The following is a 24,033-nucleotide window of genomic DNA, read 5'->3' as shown; positions in this document are numbered from 1 at the left end:
CGCGATACGCAAGAGTGACGGGTGGCTAGCTCGACAGTTGATCTTGCGCAATGAACGGCCCCGCGAAGCGTGCGTGTCGCGGGAATGGCCGCCCCCGCTGATTTACGATAAACTGGCAACCCCGCCTGAAACCAGGCTGCAGCGCCACGTTGATCATTCCATGCAGAAAAAAGTCTTCATCAAAACCTTCGGTTGCCAAATGAACGAGTACGACTCGGACAAGATGGCCGACGTGCTCGGCGCTTCCGACGGCCTGGTACGCACCGACACGCCGGAAGACGCCGATGTCATTTTGCTCAATACCTGCTCGGTGCGCGAAAAAGCGCAGGAAAAAGTGTTTTCCGATCTCGGCCGCCTGCGCGAGCTCAAGCTGGCGCGTCCCGACCTGCTGATCGGCGTCGGCGGCTGCGTTGCCTCGCAGGAAGGCGCGGCCATCGTCAAGCGCGCGCCCTACGTCGACATGGTGTTCGGCCCGCAAACGCTGCACCGCCTGCCGCAGATGATGCGCGAGCGCCGCGCCAGCGGCGACGCCCAGGTCGACATCAGCTTTCCCGAAATAGAAAAATTCGACCATCTGCCGCCGGCCAAGGTCGACGGCGCCTCGGCCTTCGTGTCGATCATGGAAGGCTGCAGCAAATACTGCAGCTACTGCGTGGTGCCCTACACCCGCGGCGAGGAAGTCTCGCGCCGCTTCGAGGATGTGCTGACCGAAGTGGCCGGCCTTGCCGCCCAGGGCGTGAAGGAAATCACCCTGCTCGGCCAGAACGTGAACGCCTTCCGCGGCGTCATGGAAGGCGGCGAGATCGCCGACTTCGCCCTGCTGCTCGAATACGTGGCCGACATTCCCGGCATCGAACGGATTCGCTTCGTCACCAGCCACCCGAAGGAATTCACCCAGCGCCTGATCGACGCCTACGCCAAGATCCCGCAGCTGGTCGACCACCTGTACCTGCCGGCCCAGCATGGCGCCGACAATGTCCTCGCCGCCATGAAGCGCGGCTACACCGGCCTCGAATACAAGTCGATCATCCGCCGCATCCGCGCGGTGCGCCCGAACATGTCGATTTCGTCCGACTTCATCGTCGGCTTCCCGGGCGAGACCCAGGCCGACTTCGACGCCATGATGAAACTGATCGCGGACGTCGGTTTCGACACCAGCTACAGCTTCATCTTCAGCAAGCGCCCCGGCACCCCGGCCGCCAACTTGGCCGACGACACCGCGCACGAGGTCAAGCTGGCGCGCCTGCAGCAGCTGCAGGCGGCGATCGACGCCAACACGCGCAAGTACAGCGCCGCCATGGTCGGCACCGTGCAGCGCATCCTGGTCGAAGGCCCGTCCGTGAAGAACGCCGCCGAACTGCAGGGCCGCACCGAAAACAACCGGGTCGTCAATTTTGAACCCGGCATCAATGCGAGCGCGCTGATCGGCCAGATGGCCGACGTGCGCATCACCGAGAGTTTTAACTACACCCTGCGCGGCGAACTCGTTGCGCGCGGTGACACTTTAGCCTGCGCCAGTTGAAAACCAAGACACCTATCCAGCCTCACTACTTCATTCCCGAGCCGCTCGACAACACGCGGCTGGCCCACCTGTGCGGACCGCTCGACGAAAACCTGCGCCAGATTTCGTCCGCGCTCGACGTGACCATCTTCCGGCGCGGCGAAAAATTCATCGTCAGCGGCCATAACGCCGAACACGCGGTCCAGATCCTGGAGCGCTTCTACGAAGTCGCCAACAAGATCGTTCCGATCGAGGAAGTGCAGCTGGCGCTGGTCGAACAGCGCTCCGGCCTGCACAGCCAGCACAGCCCGGACAGCACGCCGACCGAAGCGCTGCCCGACATCGAAATCAACAGCCCGGTGCTGAAAACCCGCCGCCACGACCTGCGCGGACGCACCCCGCACCAGATCCAGTACCTGCGCTCGATCCTCGAACACGACATCAGCTTCGGCGTCGGTCCCGCCGGTACCGGCAAGACCTACCTGGCGGTGGCCTGCGCGGTCGATGCCTTGGAGCGCGACGCCGTCAAGCGCATCATCCTGACCCGCCCCGCGGTGGAAGCGGGCGAACGCCTCGGCTTTTTGCCGGGCGACCTGACCCAGAAGATCGATCCGTACCTGCGCCCTCTGTACGACGCGCTGTACGACCTGCTCGGTTTCGACCGCACCCAGAAAATGTTCGAGAAACAGGTGATCGAGATCGCCCCGCTGGCCTACATGCGCGGGCGCACGCTCAATCACGCCTTCGTCATTCTCGACGAAGCCCAGAACACGACGGTCGAACAGATGAAGATGTTCCTGACCCGGATCGGCTTCGGCAGCAAGGCCGTGGTCACCGGCGACGTCACCCAGGTCGACCTGCACAAGACGCAAAAAAGCGGCTTGAGCGACGCCGTGCATGTGCTCAAAGACGTGCGCGGAATCGCCTTTACCCAATTCTCGAGCGCCGATGTGGTGCGCCACCCGCTGGTGGCGCGCATCGTCGATGCCTACGAGAGCGCCGCCTCGGTCGAAGACCTGGTGGCCTTGCCGAAACCCGCCGCAGCTAAAAATGTCCGCAAAAAATAAGCTTTCCCTCTCGGTCCAGTATCCGGACGCCCGCCTGCAGGAATCGATCACGCGCCAGAAAGTGCGGCGCTGGGTGCAGGCGGCGCTGCTCGCGCCGGCCGAACTGACCATCCGCTTCGTCGACGCCGAGGAAGGCCGCATCCTCAATCGCGACTACCGCGCCAAGGATTACGCCACCAATGTGCTGACCTTCGCCTACAACGAAGGCGAAGACATCGCCGGGGACGAGCCGACCCGCGCCGACATCATCCTGTGCACCGACGTGCTTGAAAAAGAGGCGCTGGAACAGAAGAAAACCGTGGAAGAGCACAGCGCCCACCTGATCGTGCACGGCGTGCTGCACGCGCAGGGCTACGACCATGACGACGACGACGAAGCGACCGAGATGGAGCAGCTCGAACGCGACATCCTCGCCGCTCTCGGCTACCCCGACCCTTACGCGTCCTGATGCTCCGCGTGGGCACGCCGTGTCCACGCATTCCGGCCCTCGGCGTCCGCGCCCCAGCCGCGCGCCCCATCCCTCCCCATTTGCACAGCCAGGACCCGCTTCCGGTTGCGGCAGCGCTTCCACAACGGCACGTGTCACTTTCATGCCACAATGCTAACACTTTGATGGACCCGGGACTGGCCTCTGAAGTACCATACGGAAAAATTTAAATCGTCAGTACGGCGGCGCTCTTGCGCGGCACAGCACCTTTTCCTGGACCTCCGTGACCACTTTTCTTTACCTGCAGCGATTCGCCGACGGCGAGCCCGCAGCCATGCCTTTCGATGTCCTGATCTCCATCCTCGCGCGCCACGGCAAACTGGGGCGCGGCTTGTACGACACTGAAATCACCTTCGCAGCCGGCCAGACGGCCGCCGGCGCCACCATCATCGGCGCGCGCACCGGCGGCGCGCTGTGCGTCGGCTTCGAACGACCGCGTTTCGACGCGCCCCTGCGCGCGCTGGTGTGGGAGTGCATGCGCGAATTGGGCTGCGCCGCCTTCGACGACGCGCTGGACATGGTCTACACGCCGCTGCACGGCGCCCCCGGCCTGCCGCCGTCGATCAGCGCCGCCTGCGCCAACGGCGTGCGGCGCGTCGACAGCGCCCAGCAGCTCTGGCCCGACCAGCTCGAAGCGGGCCTGCCGGCCGTGGCCCGCCCCGGCCTGGCCTACGGCAACGCCAACCGCAACGGTCCGCACATGCAGATGTTCGACCAGGGCGACGTCGCCGCCAAGGAGTTGACGATCGAACTGGCGACGCGGCCGGAGGCGTGCAATGCGGCCACCCTGCGCGTGCTGCGCAACCTGGCCGCGCGCGTCGACGCCGCGATCGGCGCCAACCCCGAATATCACCCGTTCTACCGCTTCGCGCACGACGCAAGCTCGCTGCTGTTCCTCGAATCGGCGCAACTCGGCCCGCTGGCGCACAGCGCCACCATGGTCAGTCCCGGGCCGGGCCTGAGCGCGCCCCTTCCCGGCTTTGCCAGCGACCGCGACGTGTATGCCAGCGCCCACGCCGAACAGGCCAGGCTGGTCGCGCACGTGCACGACAAATACCGGATCGTCCTCGATGGCAGCGCCACCAGCATCACCGTGCTGGCCGGCCTGCTCGACAAGCTGCACGCCTTCTACGTGCAAGAACGCAGCAAGCAGCCGGCCAACGTCGCCTTCAGCAGCCCGGTCGCCACCAGCTGGGCGATCCGTGCCGGCTGCTACCTCGGGTGCGTGATCGCCAGCCAGATCGGCGGCCAGTGGGGCTACGTCATGCGCGGCCAGCAGCGCCTGATGGTGGTGCGCACGCACCGCGGACGTGTGTGCCACCCGCACCTGCAGGTGCTCGACCATATCGTCAACGGCGCCCGCGACAGCGTGGCGCGCTGGTATGCCCAGTTGGCCGTGAGCGACGCCAGCGCCTGCGCGCGCGTCGACGACATGGCTTGCCGCATCCCGCGCCTGTTCGCCATGCTGCTCGGACAGGACGCTTTCGCGGACGCCGCCGGCCTGCCGCTCGACGCGCAGCTGCCGCGCGAAAAACTCGACTACAGCTTCGCTTCGCTGCGCCCGCTCGAAGCCTGGCTGGGACAGGTGCGCCAGCGCCAGACGGCCGGAAAGGTCGCGGCGCCGCTGCTCGAGCGCCTGATCGACGCGGCCGGCGCCTATCTCGGTGAAGTCATCCGCAGCAATACGCCCGACGCCAGCCAGTGGCAATGGATGAACTACGACGACATGGTGCGCGCCCATCCCGCCTTTGCGCGGCAGCGCCCGCGCGCGCGCGATTTCCTGGTTTTTCTCGACAGCGTCGAATACACCACCTACCCGCTGGCCACCATCAGCGCCCTGCTGACCGACGCGCGCGCCGAATCGCTGCAGGACTACGCGCGCAAGCTGCTGCCGCAGGGCGGCGACGGAGCCAACCCGCTGGCGCCGGGCGATATCGAACAATGGCCGGCCGAACCCAAGATGGACCTGGCGCTCGACCAGATCCGCAACGCCGTCATGAAGTGGCGCCGCGCGGCCACGCCGGCCGACTACGGTACGATGTACGCCGACAATCCGGGCTGGCTGGGCAACGACAGCCTGGCCGACATCTACCGCCGCCAGCACCTGCTGCTAGAACGAGGCATGGTGGTGTGGGCGTCGCTGGTACAGGCCAACAACGCCCTGTTCGCCGAAGGACCGCACGACATGCCGGCGCTGCTGGCGTACAGCCTCGATCGCCATTTTGAAGCGCGGCCGCAAGCCCTGCAACGTGTCTCGCAAGAGCTGTTTGCGTACAAGGGCAAGGGCAAGGATGCACCGGCGCCGCTGCAGCACATCACCACGTGCCTGGCCAATGAACTGCAACGCCCGCAGGACCTGGCGGTGCCGGACATGCTCACGCGCCGCCGCGTGATGATCTCGGCCTTCCTGGCGATCCGCAAGCACATGCCGGCCGATGTCATGCAGGGCGCGTGGTTCCCGGTGCTCACGCACCCGGACACCTTGTGCCTGATGATCGCCCCGCGCCAGTTCTGGCCGCAGGAACTGGTCAGCGCGTGGAAGGGCGGCGCGATGGTGTAAGTGGTGGCCGGTGCGGCAATGTAGTATTTCCCGCACTCGCGCGCGGCTAGCAGGCCTACATGAAAAGGTAACTCCGCTCACCCGGTTTTGTACGCCATCGCACTGTAGCAACTGGCAGGGCAGGGTCTACTTGGTTTTCTCAAAAAGAGGAAAACCAAGACAGGAGGAACCTGCCAATGACAGCAGCAAAAACAGCCGCAGCAAACGACGTACACGGTACGACATCCGCCTGGCTCGCCACGGCGAGCCTTCCCCGCTACTCCCCCCTGACGAGCATTGAACGCGCCGATGTATGCGTGATCGGTGCCGGCATCGCGGGCCTGACCACTGCCTACATGCTTCTGCGCGAAGGCAAATCGGTGGTGGTGCTCGACGCCTTCGGCGTGGGCGCCGGCGAAACCGGGCGCACCACCGCGCATTTTTTTCCGCCCGACGAACGCTTCTTCGACATCGAACGCAGCTTCGGCAGCGACAAGGCCGCGCTGGTGGCCGATTCCTACCGCAAGGCCACCGACTGCGTCGAGTCCATCGTCCGCACCGAGCATATCGACTGCGAATTCGAGCGGCTCGACGGCTACCTGTTCAATCCCGACGGTGTCTGGAACGATATTCTGGAACGCGAGTATGCGATCACCACGCGCCTCGGTTTGAACGTGCGCCGTTTCGAGCGCGTGCCGGGCCTGCACTTCGATACCGGTCCGTGCCTGCGCTTTGCGCGCCAGGGCCAGTTCCATCCGCTCAAATATCTCGACGGGCTGGCGCGCGCCATCGACCGCCTGGGTGGCCGCATCTACGACCGCACGCGCGCGCTCGACCTGCGCGGCGAGCAGGCGCGCCAGCGCGTCGCGACCGAACATGGACAGGTCGATGCGGCGGCCGTGGTGGTGGCGACCAATACGCCGTTCAACGAACGTGTTCTCATGCATACCAAGCAGGCCGCCTACCGCAGCTACGTGGTGGCGCTGCGCGTGCCCAAGGATGCGCTGCCGCGCGTGCTGCTGTGGGACACGGGCGATCCGTATTACTACGTGCGCCTGGCGTCGGCCGGCAGCGGCGCCGACCATGAACTGCTGATCGTGGGCGGGCAGGATCACAAGAGCGGGCAGGATGCGCATCCCCAGCATCGCTATGACGAAATCGAAGCGTGGACGCGCCAGCGCTTTCCGATCGCAGGCGAGGTGGCTTACCGCTGGTCGGGCGAAGTGATGGAGCCGTCCGACGGCATCGCCTTTTTGGGCCGCAGCCGCGCCGGCCAGGAGAATGTGTATGTGATCACTGGCGACTCCGGTAACGGCATGACGCACTGCACGGCCGGGGCGATTCTCGTGACGGACCTGATCGTCGGGCGCAGCAATGCGTGGGCCGAGCTGTATTCGCCGTCGCGCAAGATGCTGCACGGGCTGGGCGATTTCATTACCGAGCAGGCCAACACGCTGGCCCAGTACACCGACTGGCTGCGCGGCGGCGACGTGGAAAGCGCCGACCAGATTGCCAGCGGCGAAGGCGCGCTGCTGCGCGACGGCGGGCGACTGCTGGCGGTGTATCGCGGCGAGGATGGCGGGCTGCAGGCGGTATCGGCGGCGTGCACGCACCTGGGCTGCGCGGTGCACTGGAACGCGGGCGAAAAGTCGTGGGACTGCCCATGCCATGGCTCGCGCTTCGCGCCCGACGGGGAGGTGCTGCACGGGCCTGCGAGGCGCGCGCTGACGACGGCCACGCTGGAAGGAGAAACGGGTGCTGGGACGCATCCGGCAGCGGGAGAAGAGCGCAGGACTGATTGACGTTCCCGTCGCCTCTGCGCGTACCTCGTCGCCCCCGCGAAGGCGGGGGCCCAAGTTCGTGGCTTAGCCGTCGGCTGCGGAGACAACTTGGGCCCCCGCCTTCGCGGGGGCGACGGGAAATTTGCGCCGGGACGGCGGGGGATTTGCACGGGAGCGACAGGGGTTAGACGAACACCATCGATCCCCACATGCATACCCCCACTCCGCTCAAAAAACAGGCAATTGCGCTTTTGGTGTATCCTACGCCTATCGCAACAACGGCTCACGCCAACTATGCCAGAGCACCCTTATGACGTCCGAACGGACGCCAAGACCCACCGGTCACTGTTTGAACGCCTGACCGCACTGATCTCTCCCGAGCCCGAAAACCGCGCCGAGCTGCTTGAAGTCCTGCACGACGCCCATGAACGCAACCTGATCGACGCCGATGCGCTGTCCATGATCGAAGGGGTGTTCCAGGTCTCGGACCTGTCCGCGCGCGACATCATGGTCCCGCGCTCGCAGATGGACGTCATCGACATCAGCAAGCCGATCGAGGAATGGATGCCGCAGGTGCTGGAAACAGCCCACTCGCGCTTTCCTGCCATCGAAGGCGAACGCGATAAGGTCATCGGCATCCTGCTGGCCAAGGACTTGCTGCGCTATTACGCCGAAGAAACTTTCGACGTACGCGACATGCTGCGTCCGGCCATCTTCATCCCCGAATCGAAACGCCTGAATGTGCTGCTGCGCGATTTCCGCGCCAATCACAATCACATGGCCATCGTCGTCGACGAATACAGCGGCGTTGCCGGTCTGATCACGATCGAAGACGTGCTTGAGCAGATCGTGGGCGACATCGAAGACGAATACGATTTCGATGAAGAAGAAGACAACATTCTGTCGATCAAGGAAGGCCAGTTCGGCGCGCGCTGGCGCATCAAGGCGCTGACCGAGATCAGCCAGTTCAACGAAGAACTCGGCACCAGCCTGCCGGAAGACGACGTCGATACCATCGGCGGCCTCGTTGCCAGCCATCTCGGCCGCATGCCGCACAAGGGCGACGTGTTCGATGTCGCCAACCTGCGCTTCGAGGTGCTGCGCGCCGACGCGCGCCAGGTTCACGTCTTGCTGGTAGAAAAACTGCCGCTGCCCGAAGACGAACACGATTGATGTTGCGCCGCTCGACCGTTCCGCTCGATCCGGCGCTGCGCGTCCCCCGCACCACGCTGCTGCCCATGCTGTTCGCCGCCCTCGCCGGCGCGACCAGCGTGCTGGCGTTCGCGCCCATCGGCTGGTGGCCGCTGCAAATTCTCGCGCTCGCTTTTTTGTTCTACCAGGTCGGCATGGACACCAATGTCCGCCGCAGCAGCCTGATCGGCTGGGCCTTCGGCTTCGGCTGGTCGGTTGCTGGGATGCACTGGCTGTATATCACCATGAATCGTTTCGGCAACATTCCGGGACCGATGGCGGTGGCGGCCGTGTGCCTGCTGGGCCTGTACATGGGCTTGTTCGGCGCCTTCGCCGCCGGCATTTCCACCTGGCTGCGGCGGCGCTGGTCGCTGCCGGTCGCCAGTTTCCTCCTGCTGGTATTGCCGTTCGCCTGGGGCTTGTCGGACTGGATGCGCGGCTGGATCATGACCGGCTTCCCCTGGGTTGCCACCGGTTACGCGCATAACGCCAGCCCGCTCGGCGGTTACGCGCCCATCGTCGGCGTGTACGGCATCGGGGTGATTGCCGCCGTGTGCGCCAGTTGCATCGTCATGCTGACCCAGCGCGCGCGCTGGCCCGGCATGGGTTTGCTCGGCGCCATCCTCGCGGCCGGCTACGGCCTGACGTTTGTCGCCTGGACCGCACCGCAGGGTCAGCCGATCAGCGTGCGCCTGATGCAGGGCAATGTCGAACAAAAGAAAAAGTTTGATCCGGAACATGTCATGCGTGCACTGGAAATGTATCGGGGCATGATCACCGCCCAGCCGGCCGACCTGATCGCCCTGCCGGAAACGGCCGTCGCCAGCCTGCCTGAGTACCTGCCGCCCGATTATTTGCCATCACTTAAGAAATTTGCAGCCGACACTGGCAGCCACGTGCTGTTCGGCATTCCCATGTCCGACGGCCCCGGCAGCTATGCCAATAGCGCGGTCGGTTTCAGCCCGTCCGGACAATCTTACCGCTACGACAAGCACCACCTGGTGCCCTTCGGCGAGTTCGTGCCGCTGGGTTTCCGCTGGTTCGTCGACATGATGCGCATTCCGCTGGGCGACATGAGCCGCGGCGCCGAAGTCCAGAGCGCGTTTGCCGTCAAGGACCAGCTGGTGTTGCCGAATGTCTGCTATGAAGACGTCTTCGGTGAAGAAATTGCCATGCAACTGCGCAACATGCCGCAGCCGGCCACGATGCTGCTTAATGTCTCGAACCTGGCCTGGTTCGGCGAATCGGTGGCGATTCCCCAGCATGTGCAGATGTCGCAGATGCGTTCGCTGGAAACCGGCCGCCCGATGCTGCGCGCCACCAACACCGGCGCGACGGTCGTGATCGATGGCCGCGGCAAGATCGTCAATGCCTTGCCGATGTACACGCACGGCACCTTGTCTGCCCAGGTGCAAGGAATGGGCGGCATGACGCCGTTCATTCGCATGGGTAATTATCTGCTCCTCGCACTGGCGGCGCTGGCACTGGGTTTTGCCTGGTTTTCCGGTCGCAATTATGCAAAAACGCAGCAAACATGACATTGTCGTCACTTGCCCCCCAGCGTCCCGCTAAAACCCGCTAAAATTGGTCGTTTTAGCAAACTCATTCGTTCGCGCCGTCAGCCGCGCGACAGCCACCAAGATGCTCACATTTCAACAAATTATCCTGACCTTGCAAACCTACTGGGACAAGCAGGGCTGCGCCTTGCTCCAGCCATACGATATGGAAGTCGGCGCGGGCACCTTTCACACGGGCACCTTCCTGCGCGCGATCGGACCGGAACCCTGGCGTGCCGCCTACGTGCAGCCGTCGCGCCGCCCGAAAGATGGCCGCTATGGCGAAAACCCGAACCGCATGCAGCACTACTATCAGTATCAGGTGGTCCTGAAACCGGCGCCGGAAAACATTCTCGATCTGTACCTCGGCTCGCTCAAGGCGCTCGGCCTCGACCTGCAAAAGAACGATGTGCGCTTCGTCGAGGATGACTGGGAAAGCCCGACCCTGGGCGCCTGGGGCCTGGGCTGGGAAGTCTGGCTGAACGGCATGGAAGTGACGCAATTTACCTATTTCCAGCAAGTGGGCGGCCTGGACTGCAAGCCGGTGCTCGGCGAAATTACCTACGGCATCGAACGCCTGGCCATGTACCTGCAGGGCGTCGAGAATGTGTACGACCTGGTCTGGACCGAGTGGGAAGAAAACGGTACGACCAAGTCGCTCAGCTACGGCGACGTATTCCATCAGAACGAAGTCGAGCAATCGACCTATAACTTCGAGCACGCCAACACCGACCTGCTGTTTACCCAGTTCGCCAACCACGAATCGGAAGCCAAGCGCCTGATCGAACTCGAACTGACCCTGCCGGCGTACGAGCAGATCATGAAGGCCTCGCACAGCTTCAACATGCTCGACGCGCGTGGCGCCATTTCGGTCACCGAACGCGCCGCCTACATCGGGCGCGTGCGCACGCTGTCGCGCCTGGTCGCACAAGCCTATTACGACTCGCGCGAAAAGCTGGGATTCCCGATGGCTCCCAAAGCGCCGCTCGCCGCCTGAAAGATAAAATTAGAATGATGAACAACACCTTACTGGTCGAATTGCTGACCGAAGAACTGCCCCCAAAAGCGCTGGCCAAACTGGGTGCGGCTTTCGCCGCCGGCATCGCTAACGGTTTGAAATCGCGCGACTTCCTCGGCGACGACAGCGTGGCTACCGCCTACGCCTCGCCGCGCCGCCTGGCCGTCTCGATCACCGGCGTGCGCGCCATGTCGCCCGATAAATCGGTGCGCGAAAAAGTCCTGCCGGTCAGCGTCGCGCTCGATGCCGACGGCAAGGGCACTGCGCCGCTGGCCAAGAAGCTGGCCGCACTGGGCGTGCCGGACCTCGATATCAGCACGCTCGAACGCGCCGTGGACGGCAAGGCCGAAAGCCTGTTCTACACCCGCAGCGTGGCTGGCAGCGCGCTGCACACCGGCCTGCAGGCCGCGCTGGAAGAATCCGCCGCCAAGCTGCCGATCCCCAAATTAATGAGCTATCAGCGTCCGGACGGCACCACCGTGCAGTTCGTGCGTCCGGCTCACAAGCTGGTCGCCCTGCATGGCGAGGCCGTCGTGCCTTTGACCCTGCTTGGACTGGCAGCCGGCAAGCAGACGCTCGGCCACCGCTTCCTGACCGACGGCGCGCCCCTTGCGATCGCGCATGCCGACCAGTACGCGGCCACGCTCGAATCGCAGGGCAAGGTCATCGCCAACATCGACGCGCGCAAGGAAAAAATCCGCAGCGCCCTGCTGCAAAAGGCTGGCGCCGACCAGGTCCTGATGCCCGAGTCGCTGTTGGATGAAGTCTCGGCGCTGGTCGAGTGGCCCGTGGTCTACGAATGCCACTTCGAGGAAGAGTTCCTGGCCGTGCCGCAGGAATGCCTGATCCTCACCATGCAGACCAACCAGAAGTATTTTGCACTGACCGATGCCGAGGGCAAGCTGCGTTCGCGCTTTTTGATCGTGTCCAACATCGAAACCGACGATCCGCAGCACATCATCGGCGGCAACGAGCGCGTGGTGCGTCCGCGCCTGTCCGACGCCAAGTTCTTCTTCGAGCAGGATAAAAAGAAGACGCTCGAATCGCGCCTGCCGCTGCTGGCCAATGTGGTCTATCACAACAAGCTGGGTACCCAGGCCGCGCGCTCGCAGCGCGTGGTGGCCATTGCCACCGACATCGCCCACACCATGGGCTACAACGAACAGCTGGCCGCGCGCGGCGCGCAACTGTCCAAGGCCGACCTGCTGACCGACATGGTGGGCGAGTTCCCTGAGCTGCAAGGCATCATGGGCACCTACTACGCGCGTCACGACGGCGAGCCGGAAGAAGTGGCGCTGACCGCGACCGAACACTATCAGCCGCGCTTCGCTGGCGACACCCTGCCGTCGACCGACACCGGCACCGCCGTGGCGCTGGCCGACAAGCTCGAAACGCTGGTCGGCATCTGGGGCATCGGCCTGCAGCCAACCGGCGAAAAAGATCCGTTCGCACTGCGCCGCCACGCGCTGGGCGTGCTGCGCATGCTGGTCGAAAAGCGCATGGACGTGTCGATCATCGCGTTGCTCGGTTACGCCAACGCGCGCTTCGAAGGCATCGCCGGCTTCACCGATCCGGTGCTCGACGTGCGCGCCTTCATGTTCGACCGCCTGCGCGGCGTGCTGCGCGAGCGTGGCTTCTCCGCCAACGAAGTCGAAGCCGTGCTCACGTCGCACGTGGACCGCCTGCACGACATCGTCGAGCGCCTCGACGCGGTGAAGGCCTTTGCCGCCCTGCCGGAAAGCGTGACCCTGGCCGAAGCGAACAAGCGCATCACCAACATCCTCAAGAAAAATGGCGCCGTCACCGGCGAGCCATCCGAAGCGCTGCTCAAGGAAGACGCCGAACGCGCCCTGTTCGCCGCCATTACGCGCGTGCGCCCGCAAATCGATGCGGCTTTTGCGGCGCGCGACTTTGCCGGCACGCTGAAAACCCTGGCCCAGCTGCGCGACGACGTCGCCAGATTCTTCGACGACGTCATGGTGATGGACGAAGATCTGGCGCTGCGCAATAACCGTCTGGCGCTGCTGTCGGTCCTGCATGGCATGATGAACCGCGTCGCCGACATTTCCAAGCTGGCGGCCTAGGAGAGAGCTGCATGAAGATGATCATCCTCGATCGAGACGGCGTCATCAACCACGATTCGCCGGCCTTTATCAAGTCGCCGGCGGAATGGATTCCGATTCCCGGCTCGCTCGAAGCGATCGCCCGCCTGAACCAGGCGGGTTATCGGGTGGTCATCGCCTCGAACCAGTCGGGCATTGCGCGCGAACTGTTCGACATGGCGATCCTCAACGCGATTCACCAGAAGATGCACGCCAGCGCGCAGCAGGTCGGCGCGGCCATCGACGCCATCTTCTTTTGTCCGCATGCGGCCATCGACAACTGCGACTGCCGCAAGCCGAAGCCCGGCATGTTCGATGAAATCTCCAAGCGCTTCAAAATCAGCCTGAAAGGCGTGCCGACCGTGGGCGATTCGCTGCGCGACCTGCAGGCCGGTTTCATCAGCGGCTGCACGCCCTACCTGGTCCTGACCGGCAAGGGCGAAAAGACGCGCGAAACCGGCGGCCTTCCGCCCGGTACCCAGGTCTTCCCCGACCTGGCGACGATGGTCAGCGCGCTGCTCAAGGTCAATGCCGCGGCAGCGCATATCCCCATCTGATTGTCGTATCCGACTCCCTCACCGACTCACGCATCCCCGGAGACTTCTTTGCTTCATACCATTCTGTTCCTGCGTTCCCTGCTGTTTACCGTGGTCATGGCAGTCGCCACCATCGTGTGGGCCTGCGTGTGCTTCCTGGCCGCGCCGCTGCCGTATAACAAACGCTTCTGGGTCACCTCGCGCTGGAACGTCTTCGTGATCTGGTGCGCCAAGGTCATTTGCGGCATCCGCTACGAATTCAAGGGCTACGACAACCTGCCCGACGAACCGGCCATCGTGCTCTCCAAGCACCAGTCGGCGTGGGAGACGATTTTCCTGCTGCCGAACCTGACCCGTCCCTTGGTCTACGTCTTCAAGAAGGAGATTTTGTATATCCCCTTCTTCGGCTGGGGCATGGCGCTCTTGCGCATGATTCCGATCGACCGCAAGCAAGGCAAGAACGCCTTCAAGCACGTGGTGGCACATGGCAAACGACGCCTGGCCGACGGCCAATGGATTATCATGTTCCCTGAAGGGACGCGCATCCCGGTCGGACAAAAAGGTAAATACAAAAGCGGTGGAACGCGCCTGGCGATCGAAACCAATGCGGTGGTGGTGCCGATCGCGCATAATTCAGGTGAATGCTGGCCCAAGAACTCTTTTCTGAAACGCCCCGGTGTGATCACGGTATCGATCGGCAAGCCGATTTCGCCGGACGGGCACACCCCTGACAGCTTGATGCAAGAGGTAGAAAATTGGATAGAATCCGAAATGCGCGTCATTTCGCCCCACGTCTACAGCGCTGGCTGAGTGGGGTCGGCGCCCTGATCCAGGCAGCGGCGCCGCAGCAGACCGAGTCTTCTCCCAAGATCAACGGCGACCAGCTCGAACTGTTCGCCCAGGATTTTTTTGCGGCGCTGGAACCGGCCGCAAAACAGTCCATCGCGCCGCAGCCGCTGTTCAAGGCGCCGCCGGCGCAGCCCAAAGTCGTTTTCCCCACGCCGGTGCGCGCCCCGGACGCGCCGCCGCTGCGGCGCATCCAGCTCGGCTCCCATAACCTCGAATTTGAATTGCGCCGCTCCAGCCGGCGTTCGATCGGTTTCATGATCGACGACCATGGCCTGCGCGTTACCGCGCCCAAACGCATCACCCTGGCCGACGTCGACAACGCCATCCGCGCCAAGCAGCGCTGGATCCTCACCAAGCTGCGCGAACGGGGCGAGCGGCGCGCGCTGCGCCAGGAACGCGCGCCCGTGGTGTGGGTCGACGGCGCCCAGCTGCCCTACCTGGGCGCGAACATCACGCTGCGCCTGGAAGAGGCGCCGCGCAGCCGCTGCGAGTTCGATGCGCAGGCGCGCGTGCTGACGGTGGGCGTGGTAGCGGGGCTGGCCGAATGGCAGTTGCAGGAGCGGGTGAAGATCTGGTTCCAGGCAGAGGCCAAGCGCCTGTTCGCCGAGCGGCTCGACCTGTATGGAGAAAAGCTGGGCGTGCGCCACGCTTCACTGACGCTGTCGTCGGCCGGCACACGCTGGGGTTCGTGCACGGTCGACGGCCATATCCGCCTGAACTGGCGCCTGATCCACTATGCGCTGCCGCTGGTCGACTACGTGGTGGCGCACGAACTGGCGCACCTGATCGAAATGAACCACAGCGCGCGCTTCTGGGCCAGGGTGGAGTCGGTGTATCCCGATTACGACGGCGCCAAGACGGCGCTCAAGCAGCGCTCGCAGGAAATGCCGGTGGTGTTTACCGCCTGAAGCGCAGCGCGCGCTCAGAGCCGCGTGGCGGCCCGCACCGACTCGCCGAAGCGGGCCATGCTCTCGCCCTGCGCGGCGCTCAGGCAGCGGAACGGCACCGGCAGGGTGCCGCGCTTGAGGACCATCATGAAGCCGCGCGAATAGCGCCGGATCGAGCATACATCTCCCCACGGTACCAGGGTCACGCCGCTGCCGCTGGCGCGCACGATGCCGTGCGTGTCGATCGTGAATTCGTAGGTATTGCGGGAACGCCCCTGCGTGACGAAATGCAGCGCCGCGGACGACGTACTCTTGGTTTGCATCCAGTACGTAGCAAGAGTACCAATGCGGCGGCGGCGAATGATATATCCGGCATGCTGCCACATGAAGCTGACGTATTCCGGCAGCGAGTAACGCACCGAAAACTGCACCGTTTCCGGCGCGGCCGCCGGCACCAGGCCCGGTCCGAGTACCGGCAGCGGCATCAGCGGCGCGTCAATGGTGACGCGGCTCGCTGAATCGAGCCGTTCGCGTTGAACCAGCACGGCGACGGGTTTGCGGCTGCCCACCGGCTTTGGATGAATGAACCACATGCGTTTCCCCAGTTTTATTTTGTTGTGGTCACATGGTACCAAAGCCTAATAAATCAATCGTCGCAATAAACCAACTGTGCGCGCCGTCGCGCCGCGGTGGCGTTGTGCATATGCGGCGGCGTGCCGCCCCATGGCGGCGCGCGCGGAGGGGTCGGCGAGCAGGCGCGCCGCTTCGCTGAGCAGCGCGGCGGCGTCCGGCACGCGGATGGCGCCGCCGTCGGCGATGGCGTCGTCGGTGGCCAGCGCAAAATTGAAGGTGTGCGGCCCGACCAGCACCGGTTTGCCGAGCGCGCACGGCTCGATCAGGTTTTGCCCGCCCAGCGGCAGCAGGCTGCCACCGACGAAGGCCACGTCGCATGCGGCGTAGTAGGCGAACATCTCGCCCATCGAGTCGCCCAGCAGTACCTGGGTGTCAATCAACTGCGCGACGTCCTCCTGCCCGATGGCCGAGCGGCGCAGCAGCGAGAAGCCGCGCTCCTTCACCAGCGCCGCCACGTCGTCGAAACGCTGCGGGTGGCGCGGCACGATCACCAGGAGCGGCGCCGGACCGGCCGGCATCGCCATCTTCCTGAACGCGTCGAGGATCAGCGCTTCCTCGCCGTCGCGCGTGCTGGCGCACAGCAGCACCGGGCGCTCGCCGATGCGCGCGCGCAGCCAGGCGCCCGTCTCCAGCGCCGCATCAGGGACCACCACATCGAACTTGATGCTGCCGGTGACTTCCACGTTCGGCGCGCCGAACGAGCGCAGACGCGCCGCGTCGGCCTCGGTCTGGGCGGCCACCAGGGCGATGCCACGGCCGGCATCGGTCATCAGCTTGCCGAAGCGCTGACCGCGCCGCAGCGAGCGTTCCGACAGGCGCGCGTTGACCAGTGCGACCGGAATGCGCTCGCCGCAGGTGGCGATCAGGTTCGGCCAGACTTCGGTCTCCATCAGGATGCAGATGCGCGGCGTGAACTGGCGGATGAAGCGGTTCACCATGCCCACGGTGTCGTACGGCAGATAGGCCTGGATCAGGCGCTCGCCATGTTTGGAAAACAGCGCCTTGCCGGTGGCGCGCCCGGTGGGGGTCATGTGGGTCAGCAGGATGCGGCTGTCGGGATAAGCCTGGACCAGCGCGTCGATCAGCGGTTCGGCGGCGCGCGTTTCGCCCACCGACACCGCATGCACCCAGATCGTATGCCAGCCGGCCACCCGGCCGCCGTAGAAGCCGAGCCGCTCGAGCCAGTGCTGGCGGTAGCCCGGTTCCTTGAAGCCGCGCCACCACAGGCGCCCCAGCACCAGCGGCAAGGCCAGGTACCACATGACGCTGTAGAAGGTGCGCATCAGGCCGCGCTCCGCAGCTGCTTGACGGCGGCCAGCACCTCGGCCACGGCGGGCGGTGCGCCCTTGTCGCCCAGGTTGATGATGTGCGGCGACCAGTTGCCTTCGGTCTTCCACTTGGGCGAGTCGCAATAGAGCTCGATCACGGGGCGCATGAAGGCGGCGGCGATGTGGGTCAGGCCCGTGTCGACGCCGATCGCCAGCGCCGCGTTTCGCGCCAGGCTGACCGCTTCATCCATCGACAGCTTGGGCAGCACGGTGGCATTCGGCAGGCTGGCCGCCAGCGTGTCGGCTTCGGCCTTTTCAAGTGCGGAACCCCAGGCCAGCAGCACCGGCAAGGGCGCCAGCGCGCGGCCGGTGGCGATCCAGTTCTCCGGCGCCCATTTCTTGGCGTCGCGCGCGGTCCCGTGGAAGAACACCGCGTAATCTCCGGCCGGCATCCATGCCGGGCGGTTGGCATGGTCCGGCCCCGGCAGGCCGAAGTCGGGCTGGGTATCGACCGCGTAGCCAAGCGCCGCGGCGGCCACCAGGCGCCCGCGCGCCACCGCGTGCGTGCGCGGATCGGTGGGAATGCTTTGCGTGTGGAAGATGCGCGAGATGCTTTCGTAGCCCGAGCCTTCGCTGCCGTTGGCCAGGCCGACCTTGCGCCCGCCCTCGGTCACGCGCGCCGCACCCATGATGATGCCGGTCTTGAGCAAGCCTTGCGTGTCGAACACGTAGTCGTACTGCTCTTCGCGCACGGCCTTGAAGAAGCCGCGAATTTGCATGCGCGTCTCCTTCTTGCCCAGGCTCTTGCGCCAGCGCCGCAAGGCGAACGGAATGATGCGGCGCACGTGCGGGTTCAGGCGCACCAGGCTGACATAGCCCTCCTCCACCACCCAGTCGATGTTGGCGTCGGGATGGTGGCGCAGGATGTCGGCCACCATCGGCAGGTTGTGCAGCACGTCGCCCAGGGACGACACGCGCACCAACAGGATGTTCAGGCGCGCCAAGCGGGGCTCGCGCTCAGAACGGCAGTTCGGCGTCGGGCCGCACGGCCACGATCACGCGCCTGAATTCGCTCTGGATGCGGCGCAGCGCTTCCGGCGTTTCCGCTTCAAAGCGCATCACCACCACCGGGGTGGTGTTGGACGAACGCGCCAGGCCAAAACCGTCCGGATACTCGACGCGCAGGCCATCGATGTCGATGATGCGCTCGGAGCCAGGGAACGTGGCTTCGTTGCGCAGGCGCTCGATCAGGGCCACGTTTTCGCCTTCGGCCAGGTGCAGGTGCAGTTCGGGCGTGCTGTCGGACTGCGGCAGCGCGTTCATCATGGCCGACGGATCGCTCTCTTTCGTGAGCAGTTCGAGCAGGCGCGCGCCGGAATACAGGCCGTCGTCGAAACCGTACCAGCGGTCCTTGAAGAAGATATGGCCGCTCATCTCGCCGCCCAGCGGGGCACCGGTTTCGCGCAGCTTGGCTTTGACCAGCGAGTGGCCGGTCTTCCACATCAGGGGACGGCCGCCATGCTTGGAAATCCACGGCGCCAGGTGGCGTGTGCATTTGACGTCGTACAGGATCTCGGCGCCTGGATTGCGCGACAGGACATCGGCCGCGAACAGCATCATCTGGCGGTCCGGATAGATGATCTGGCCATCCTTGGTGACCACGCCCAGGCGGTCGCCGTCGCCGTCGAAAGCGATGCCGATTTCGGCGTCGGTCTCCTGCAGGCAGCGGATCAGGTCTTGCAGGTTTTCCGGGTGGGCCGGATCGGGATGGTGGTTCGGGAAGGTGCCGTCCACTTCGCAGAACAGTTCGATCACTTCGCAGCCCATGCCGCGATACAGGTCGCCGGCGAAGGCGCCGGCCACGCCGTTGCCGCAGTCGACCGCGATTTTCATCGGGCGCGCCAGCTTGACGTCGCCGATGATGCGCTCCAGGTAAGCGGCGCGGATGTCGTGGGTGCTGTAGGCGCCGGGCGTGGCGGCGGCGCTGCCGTCGTGCGCGGCGATGCTGTGATACAGCGCCTGGATGGTCTCGCCGTGAATCGCTTCACCGGCCAGCACCATCTTGAAGCCGTTGTAGTTGGGCGGATTGTGGCTGCCCGTGACCATGATGCCCGAGGCCGCGCCCAGCACGTTGGTGCCGAAATAAACCATCGGCGTGGCCACCACGCCCAGGTCGATCACATCGACGCCGGACGCCTGCAAGCCTTGCGCCAGCGCTGCCGTCAGCTCCGGACCGGACAGGCGTCCGTCGCGGCCGATCACGACGGTGCGTTCGCCCTTGGCCAGCGCGGCCGTGCCGAAGGCCTGGCCGATCTGGCGCGCGATGCCGGCGTCGAGCGTGCTGCCGATAACCCCGCGAATGTCGTAGGCTTTGAAGATCGTCTTGGAAAGTGGAAGCATGGGATAGAAACCTTAGGAAAGTCGCGGCGCGGCAGGATGCTGGCGTGCGCCATGCGGAAACAGGCGGTACCGGGCTTGCAAACAGTGCGTCGGGATGAATGAGGGGGAAAGCGGTTAAAAGAACGTGGTTGATATTGTAGCGGCAAGCGGGGCTGTTGGGAATTGCCGGCCCGCCGATCCTGCCGCTACATGGAAAACGACTAGACGCGCAGTTTGTCGATCGATTTGCCGCCGTCGATCCATTCCTTTACCCATTTCGGCTGGCGGCCGCGGCCAGTCCATTGTTGGGCTGCATTGTCCGGATGACGATAACGCACGGCCACGCTGCCGGTCTTGGCGCGGATGCCGGTACCAATCAGGTCCTTTAGTGGCACACCAACGCTCTGTGCAATTGCCAGGATCTGTTCACGCGCCTTGGCGACTTCCTGGTGCTCGCGCTTCTTCATTTCTTGCTTGATTTGATCCTGCAGGTTGCGCAGGTCACCAACGGACATATTTGACAGATCCATCATCGTTCCTTCAAAGTGGGTTGAAACAGATTAAGTGAAATCTCACCAATTGTCGCAATATACTACATCCGTGTATTAATGCTAGTCCTTCTTGCGAAGTATGAGCCACCGGGGTGACTTAAATCGAACAATACGCGCATACAGCCACACATAACTGACGATGAACAATAAACAGAAAAAAATCAATACGCCCGTATCTTTCCAGAACACCGTGGCCGGGATTACCGCCATCAGGGAAAACATCCACAGGTAGGGCGATGTTAACGAATTGCGGCGCATCAGGGCGCGCGCTTCTTTGCGTCCGACCGCCCATTGCACGATGCGCCGGAAAATCAGACTGTGCAGGTGAATCCCATCGGGCATCGCGGGGGATTTGCCACGCAAGAACATGCGGCGATAGGCGGAGAAAATCGTTTCAAAGGCCGGATATATCAACAGCAACGCCGCATACCAGGTCGACACTTCGGGGTTGCGCATTACCAGCAGCAGCGCCAGTTCGCCCAGCATGAAGCCGATAAAATACGCACCGCCGTCGCCCAGGAATATCAGGCCGACCGGGTAATTCCAGATCAGGAAGCCGGCCGTGGCGCCGGCCACCATCAGCGCCGCCACCAGCACGAACACATCGCCCACCTGCCATGCCACATAACCAAGCGAGATCAGCATACAAATGGTTACCACACTGGCCAGACCATTAAAACCGTCGATGATATTAATCGCATTGGCGATCCCGGCCACCGCCAGCACGGTCAGCGGTACCGCCACCCAGATATACATGATACGCCACGAACTGAAGGGAAAGTCAATACGGTCGAGTTTGGCGTCGAGCAAGAAATAACCGAGCAAGGCGGCCGCCATGGTCAATACCAGGCGGCGCAAGGCGCTGACATTGCCGGTATAGTCTTCGACGATGCCGCCGACAAATGCAACGCCCGCGCACATCATCAGCGACATCAGCCAGCCGGCCATGGCCGGCACACGCCAGATCGAAATGAGCGCGCTGATGACGACCGCCATGAAAATCGGCAGCCCGCCAATGCGCGCCACGGTATGCGAGTGGACTTTTTGGACGCCGAAGAAATCGGCATCGAGCGCGGGGCCATGCAGCCTGGCCTGCTTGATTACAAGCAGGGTCAGCAAGGCGGAAGCGACAAAACTCACGAGAAATGAAAACATTATTATTTATATATGCAAAAACGCGGGCAGGCTCGTGCCCTACCCGGCGGACCAACGCATGCGGTCAGTGTTGCCGTCGCCATGATCTGGTATGAAGGTAATCCGTGATTGTACCGGATTACCCGCCCCTTAATTACGCCACAATGGGGGGCCGCGGGCGACGATGCGCAGGTTTTATGCAAAAAAGAGCGTCATCGGCGCCTGTTGCGGCGCTTTTGCTCAATCCTGCGCGTGGCCGCCGCTTGCGGCCGCTGTCGCCAGGCAATCGGCCAAGGCGGTACGCCAGTGCGGCAATGGGCCGCACAGGGCCATCAATTTGCTGGAATCTAAGAGGGAATTGGCGGGCCGGCGCGCGCTGGCGCCGTACTCGGCGGCGGTAATCGGGATCACCTGGCAGCTTGACCCGGCATCGGCAAAAATCGCTTCGGCAAAGCCGGCCCAGCTGGTCTGGCCCTGGCTGCTGAGGTGGTACAGGCCGCCGTGCCGCTCCCACCACGGCGCGCCGCCCGCCAGCGCCAGGCCCAGCAGGCGCGCGCTTGTATCGGCCACCGTGCGGCTCCAGGTGGGTGCGCCATGCTGGTCGGCGACGATGCGCAGCTGCGCGCGATCGCGTGCCAAACGCAACATGGTCAGCAGAAAATTATTGCCACGCATGCCGTACAGCCAGCTGGTGCGCAATATCAGGTGCGGAATGCCGGCGGCGGCAATCGCCTGTTCGCCGGCAAGCTTGCTCTGCCCATAGACATTCAGCGGCGCCGGGGTATCGGTCTCGGCGTAAGCGCCGCCGCTGCTGCCGTCGAACACGTAATCGGTGGAATAATGCAGCAGCGCGGCGCCCAGCGCGCGGGCTTCCTGCGCCATCAGGGCGGGTGCATCGGCATTGATGCGCAGCGCCAGCGCGCCCTCGGCTTCGGCACGGTCCACGGCCGTGTAGGCGGCCGCGTTGACGATCAGTCCGGGCCGCACGGCGCGCAGCACTGCGCGCAGCTGGTCCAGATCAGCCAGGTCGCACTCGCTGCGCCCGGGCGTGACCAGTTCGCCCAGCGGAAGCAGGCTGCGCGCCAGTTCATGCCCGACCTGCCCGCTTGCGCCGGTGAGTAAAATCCTCACGGAAACACGTCGGACTGCGCCAGCAGCGCACCCTTGCTATCCTTGCCCGATAACATGGGCAGCCCGCGCAGAGGCCACTCGATCCCGATATCGGGGTCGTTCCAGAGGATCACCCGTTCCAGCTCAGGCGCCCAGTAATCGGTGGTTTTGTATTGCACCTCGGCGCTCTCGCTGGTGACCATGAAGCCATGCGCGAAGCCGGGCGGCACCCACAGCTGACGCTGGTTTTCGGCCGACAGATCGAGCCCGATCCAGCGCCCGAAAAAGGCCGACGATTTCCGCAAATCGACCACCACGTCATACACGGCACCCGCGCTCACGCGCACCAGTTTGCCTTGTGGCTGGCTGATCTGATAATGCAGGCCGCGCAACACATTCTTGGCCGATTTGGAATGATTATCCTGGACAAAATGGGCGGCGACACCGGTCAGCTGCTCGAATTTGCGCTCGTTAAAACTCTCGAAGAAAAATCCCCGGTCGTCGCCGAACACGCGCGGCTCCAGGATCAGCACTTCGGGAATGGCGGTGGGCGTGACTTTCATCAGAAAATCCTATCATTTAAGACTTGCAGCAAATACTGCCCGTAAGCATTATCTTTTATCGGTTGGGCCAGCGCTTCCAGGTCGGCGGCGCTGATAAAACCCTTGCGGTAAGCAATTTCCTCGGGGACCGCGACTTTCAAACCCTGGCGCTTCTCGATGGTGGCAATAAATTGCGAGGCGTCCAATAGCGATTCATGGGTGCCGGTATCGAGCCAGGCCAGTCCGCGTCCCATCACTTCCACCCGCAATTGCCCGGCGGCCAGATAGGCACGGTTAACATCGGTAATCTCCAGTTCGCCGCGTGCGGAAGGCCGGATCGACGCGGCGATGTCGCACACCTGCTTGTCGTAAAAATACAGACCGGTCACCGCGTAATGCGATTTCGGCAGCCGCGGCTTTTCCTCGATCGACAGCGCATTCTGGTCCCGGTCGAATTCCACCACCCCGTAACGCTCCGGATCGTGCACGTGATACGCGAATACCGTGGCCCCATCGGCGCGGGCATTGGCCATGTTCAATTTATGATCGAGTCCATGACCGTAATAAATGTTGTCGCCCAAAATCAAGGCCGAAGGCTGCGCGCCGACAAAATCGCGCCCGATAATGAACGCTTGCGCCAGGCCATCGGGCGACGGCTGCACCGCATAGTGCAGGTTAATGCCCCAGGCGCTGCCGTCGCCCAGCAGCGCGTGAAAACGCGGCGTATCCTGCGGGGTCGAAATGATCAGGATATCGCGAATCCCGGCCAGCATCAGGGTCGTGAGCGGATAATAAATCATCGGCTTGTCGTACACAGGCAGCAATTGCTTGGAGACGCTGGTGGTGACCGGATACAGGCGCGATCCGGAGCCGCCCGCCAGGATAATGCCCTTGCGCGCCAG

Annotated in this window: 21 protein-coding genes; 12 read left to right on the top strand and 9 right to left on the bottom strand. The window is 63.9% G+C overall.

Annotated elements, in window-relative coordinates; translation table 11 throughout:
- Positions 1-160 precede the first annotated feature (160 nt).
- From miaB to CR152_RS12690, 12 genes are all read left to right on the top strand, one after another.
- Positions 161-1,522: a tRNA (N6-isopentenyl adenosine(37)-C2)-methylthiotransferase MiaB gene (gene miaB / locus CR152_RS12745; protein ID WP_099882285.1), complete on the top strand. Its 1,362-nt coding sequence runs from the start codon at positions 161-163 to the stop codon at positions 1,520-1,522.
- Complete coding sequence (locus CR152_RS12740; RefSeq protein ID WP_099875233.1) at positions 1,519-2,568, top strand: PhoH family protein; 1,050 nt, start codon at positions 1,519-1,521, stop codon at positions 2,566-2,568. Before miaB ends, CR152_RS12740 begins: the two co-directional genes overlap by 4 nt.
- The gene (gene ybeY / locus CR152_RS12735) at positions 2,552-3,016 is read left to right on the top strand and encodes an rRNA maturation RNase YbeY (RefSeq protein ID WP_099875232.1); all 465 of its coding nucleotides are present in this window, start codon (positions 2,552-2,554) and stop codon (positions 3,014-3,016) included. The genes CR152_RS12740 and ybeY overlap by 17 nt, the downstream gene beginning before the upstream one ends.
- A 262-nt stretch (positions 3,017-3,278) precedes the next feature.
- Positions 3,279-5,615: a hypothetical protein gene (locus tag CR152_RS12730; RefSeq protein ID WP_099875231.1), complete on the top strand. Its 2,337-nt coding sequence runs from the start codon at positions 3,279-3,281 to the stop codon at positions 5,613-5,615.
- Between the two features lie 176 nt (positions 5,616-5,791).
- Positions 5,792-7,396: an FAD-dependent oxidoreductase gene (locus CR152_RS12725; protein ID WP_099875230.1), complete on the top strand. Its 1,605-nt coding sequence runs from the start codon at positions 5,792-5,794 to the stop codon at positions 7,394-7,396.
- Positions 7,397-7,669: 273 nt separating this feature from the next.
- The gene (locus CR152_RS12720; protein ID WP_099875229.1) at positions 7,670-8,548 is read left to right on the top strand and encodes a CorC family transporter; all 879 of its coding nucleotides are present in this window, start codon (positions 7,670-7,672) and stop codon (positions 8,546-8,548) included.
- The gene (gene lnt / locus CR152_RS12715) at positions 8,548-10,104 is read left to right on the top strand and encodes an apolipoprotein N-acyltransferase (RefSeq protein ID WP_099875228.1); all 1,557 of its coding nucleotides are present in this window, start codon (positions 8,548-8,550) and stop codon (positions 10,102-10,104) included. The genes CR152_RS12720 and lnt overlap by 1 nt, the downstream gene beginning before the upstream one ends.
- 103 nt (positions 10,105-10,207) lie before the next feature.
- Positions 10,208-11,119 (top strand): glycine--tRNA ligase subunit alpha, encoded by a 912-nt coding sequence (gene glyQ / locus CR152_RS12710; RefSeq protein ID WP_099875227.1) that lies wholly within the window; start codon positions 10,208-10,210, stop codon positions 11,117-11,119.
- A 17-nt stretch (positions 11,120-11,136) separates the two neighbouring features.
- Entirely contained in the window at positions 11,137-13,224 is a 2,088-nt protein-coding gene (glyS, locus tag CR152_RS12705; protein ID WP_099882283.1) for a glycine--tRNA ligase subunit beta, read from the top strand.
- Positions 13,225-13,235: 11 nt separating this feature from the next.
- The gene (gene gmhB / locus CR152_RS12700) at positions 13,236-13,799 is read left to right on the top strand and encodes a D-glycero-beta-D-manno-heptose 1,7-bisphosphate 7-phosphatase (RefSeq protein WP_099875226.1); all 564 of its coding nucleotides are present in this window, start codon (positions 13,236-13,238) and stop codon (positions 13,797-13,799) included.
- Positions 13,800-13,895: 96 nt separating this feature from the next.
- Positions 13,896-14,588, top strand: coding sequence for a lysophospholipid acyltransferase family protein (locus CR152_RS12695; RefSeq protein ID WP_370663854.1), 693 nt, complete (start codon positions 13,896-13,898; stop codon positions 14,586-14,588).
- 14 nt (positions 14,589-14,602) lie between these two features.
- A complete protein-coding gene (locus CR152_RS12690) occupies positions 14,603-15,535 on the top strand; it encodes a M48 family metallopeptidase (protein WP_099882280.1) in 933 nt (310 codons plus the stop codon).
- Between the two features lie 14 nt (positions 15,536-15,549).
- Here the strand turns inward: CR152_RS12690 and CR152_RS12685 are convergent, their stop codons facing one another.
- From CR152_RS12685 to rfbA, 9 genes are all read right to left on the bottom strand, one after another.
- Positions 15,550-16,107 carry a YcxB family protein gene (locus CR152_RS12685; RefSeq protein WP_229413370.1) on the bottom strand — a complete coding sequence of 186 codons (558 nt, stop codon included), beginning with the start codon at positions 16,105-16,107 and terminating at the stop codon, positions 15,550-15,552.
- A gap of 45 nt (positions 16,108-16,152) precedes the next feature.
- Entirely contained in the window at positions 16,153-17,430 is a 1,278-nt protein-coding gene (waaA, locus tag CR152_RS12680; protein ID WP_099875224.1) for a lipid IV(A) 3-deoxy-D-manno-octulosonic acid transferase, read from the bottom strand.
- Positions 17,430-18,410, bottom strand: coding sequence for a lipopolysaccharide heptosyltransferase I (gene waaC, locus CR152_RS12675; RefSeq protein ID WP_099882275.1), 981 nt, complete (start codon positions 18,408-18,410; stop codon positions 17,430-17,432). The genes waaA and waaC overlap by 1 nt, the downstream gene beginning before the upstream one ends.
- Positions 18,411-18,432: 22 nt before the next feature.
- Entirely contained in the window at positions 18,433-19,815 is a 1,383-nt protein-coding gene (locus CR152_RS12670; RefSeq protein WP_099875223.1) for a phosphomannomutase/phosphoglucomutase, read from the bottom strand.
- 200 nt (positions 19,816-20,015) lie between these two features.
- Complete coding sequence (locus CR152_RS12665) at positions 20,016-20,324, bottom strand: H-NS histone family protein (protein ID WP_099875222.1); 309 nt, start codon at positions 20,322-20,324, stop codon at positions 20,016-20,018.
- Positions 20,325-20,405: 81 nt separating this feature from the next.
- Positions 20,406-21,500, bottom strand: a complete 1,095-nt coding sequence (locus tag CR152_RS12660) for a glycosyltransferase family 4 protein (RefSeq protein ID WP_099875221.1) — start codon at positions 21,498-21,500, stop codon at positions 20,406-20,408.
- A 219-nt stretch (positions 21,501-21,719) separates the two neighbouring features.
- On the bottom strand, positions 21,720-22,610 hold the full coding sequence (gene rfbD / locus CR152_RS12655; RefSeq protein ID WP_099875220.1) for a dTDP-4-dehydrorhamnose reductase: 891 nt from the start codon (positions 22,608-22,610) through the stop codon (positions 21,720-21,722).
- Complete coding sequence (gene rfbC, locus CR152_RS12650; RefSeq protein WP_099875219.1) at positions 22,607-23,152, bottom strand: dTDP-4-dehydrorhamnose 3,5-epimerase; 546 nt, start codon at positions 23,150-23,152, stop codon at positions 22,607-22,609. The genes rfbD and rfbC overlap by 4 nt, the downstream gene beginning before the upstream one ends.
- Positions 23,152-24,033 carry a glucose-1-phosphate thymidylyltransferase RfbA gene (gene rfbA / locus CR152_RS12645; RefSeq protein ID WP_099882272.1) on the bottom strand — a complete coding sequence of 294 codons (882 nt, stop codon included), beginning with the start codon at positions 24,031-24,033 and terminating at the stop codon, positions 23,152-23,154. Before rfbA ends, rfbC begins: the two co-directional genes overlap by 1 nt.

Origin of the sequence: Massilia violaceinigra (assembly GCF_002752675.1) — a bacterium.
Classification (GTDB): domain Bacteria; phylum Pseudomonadota; class Gammaproteobacteria; order Burkholderiales; family Burkholderiaceae_D; genus Telluria_A; species Telluria_A violaceinigra.
Note: the sequence above shows the minus strand (reverse complement) of the source record. Positions and strands in the feature narration are given on the sequence as shown.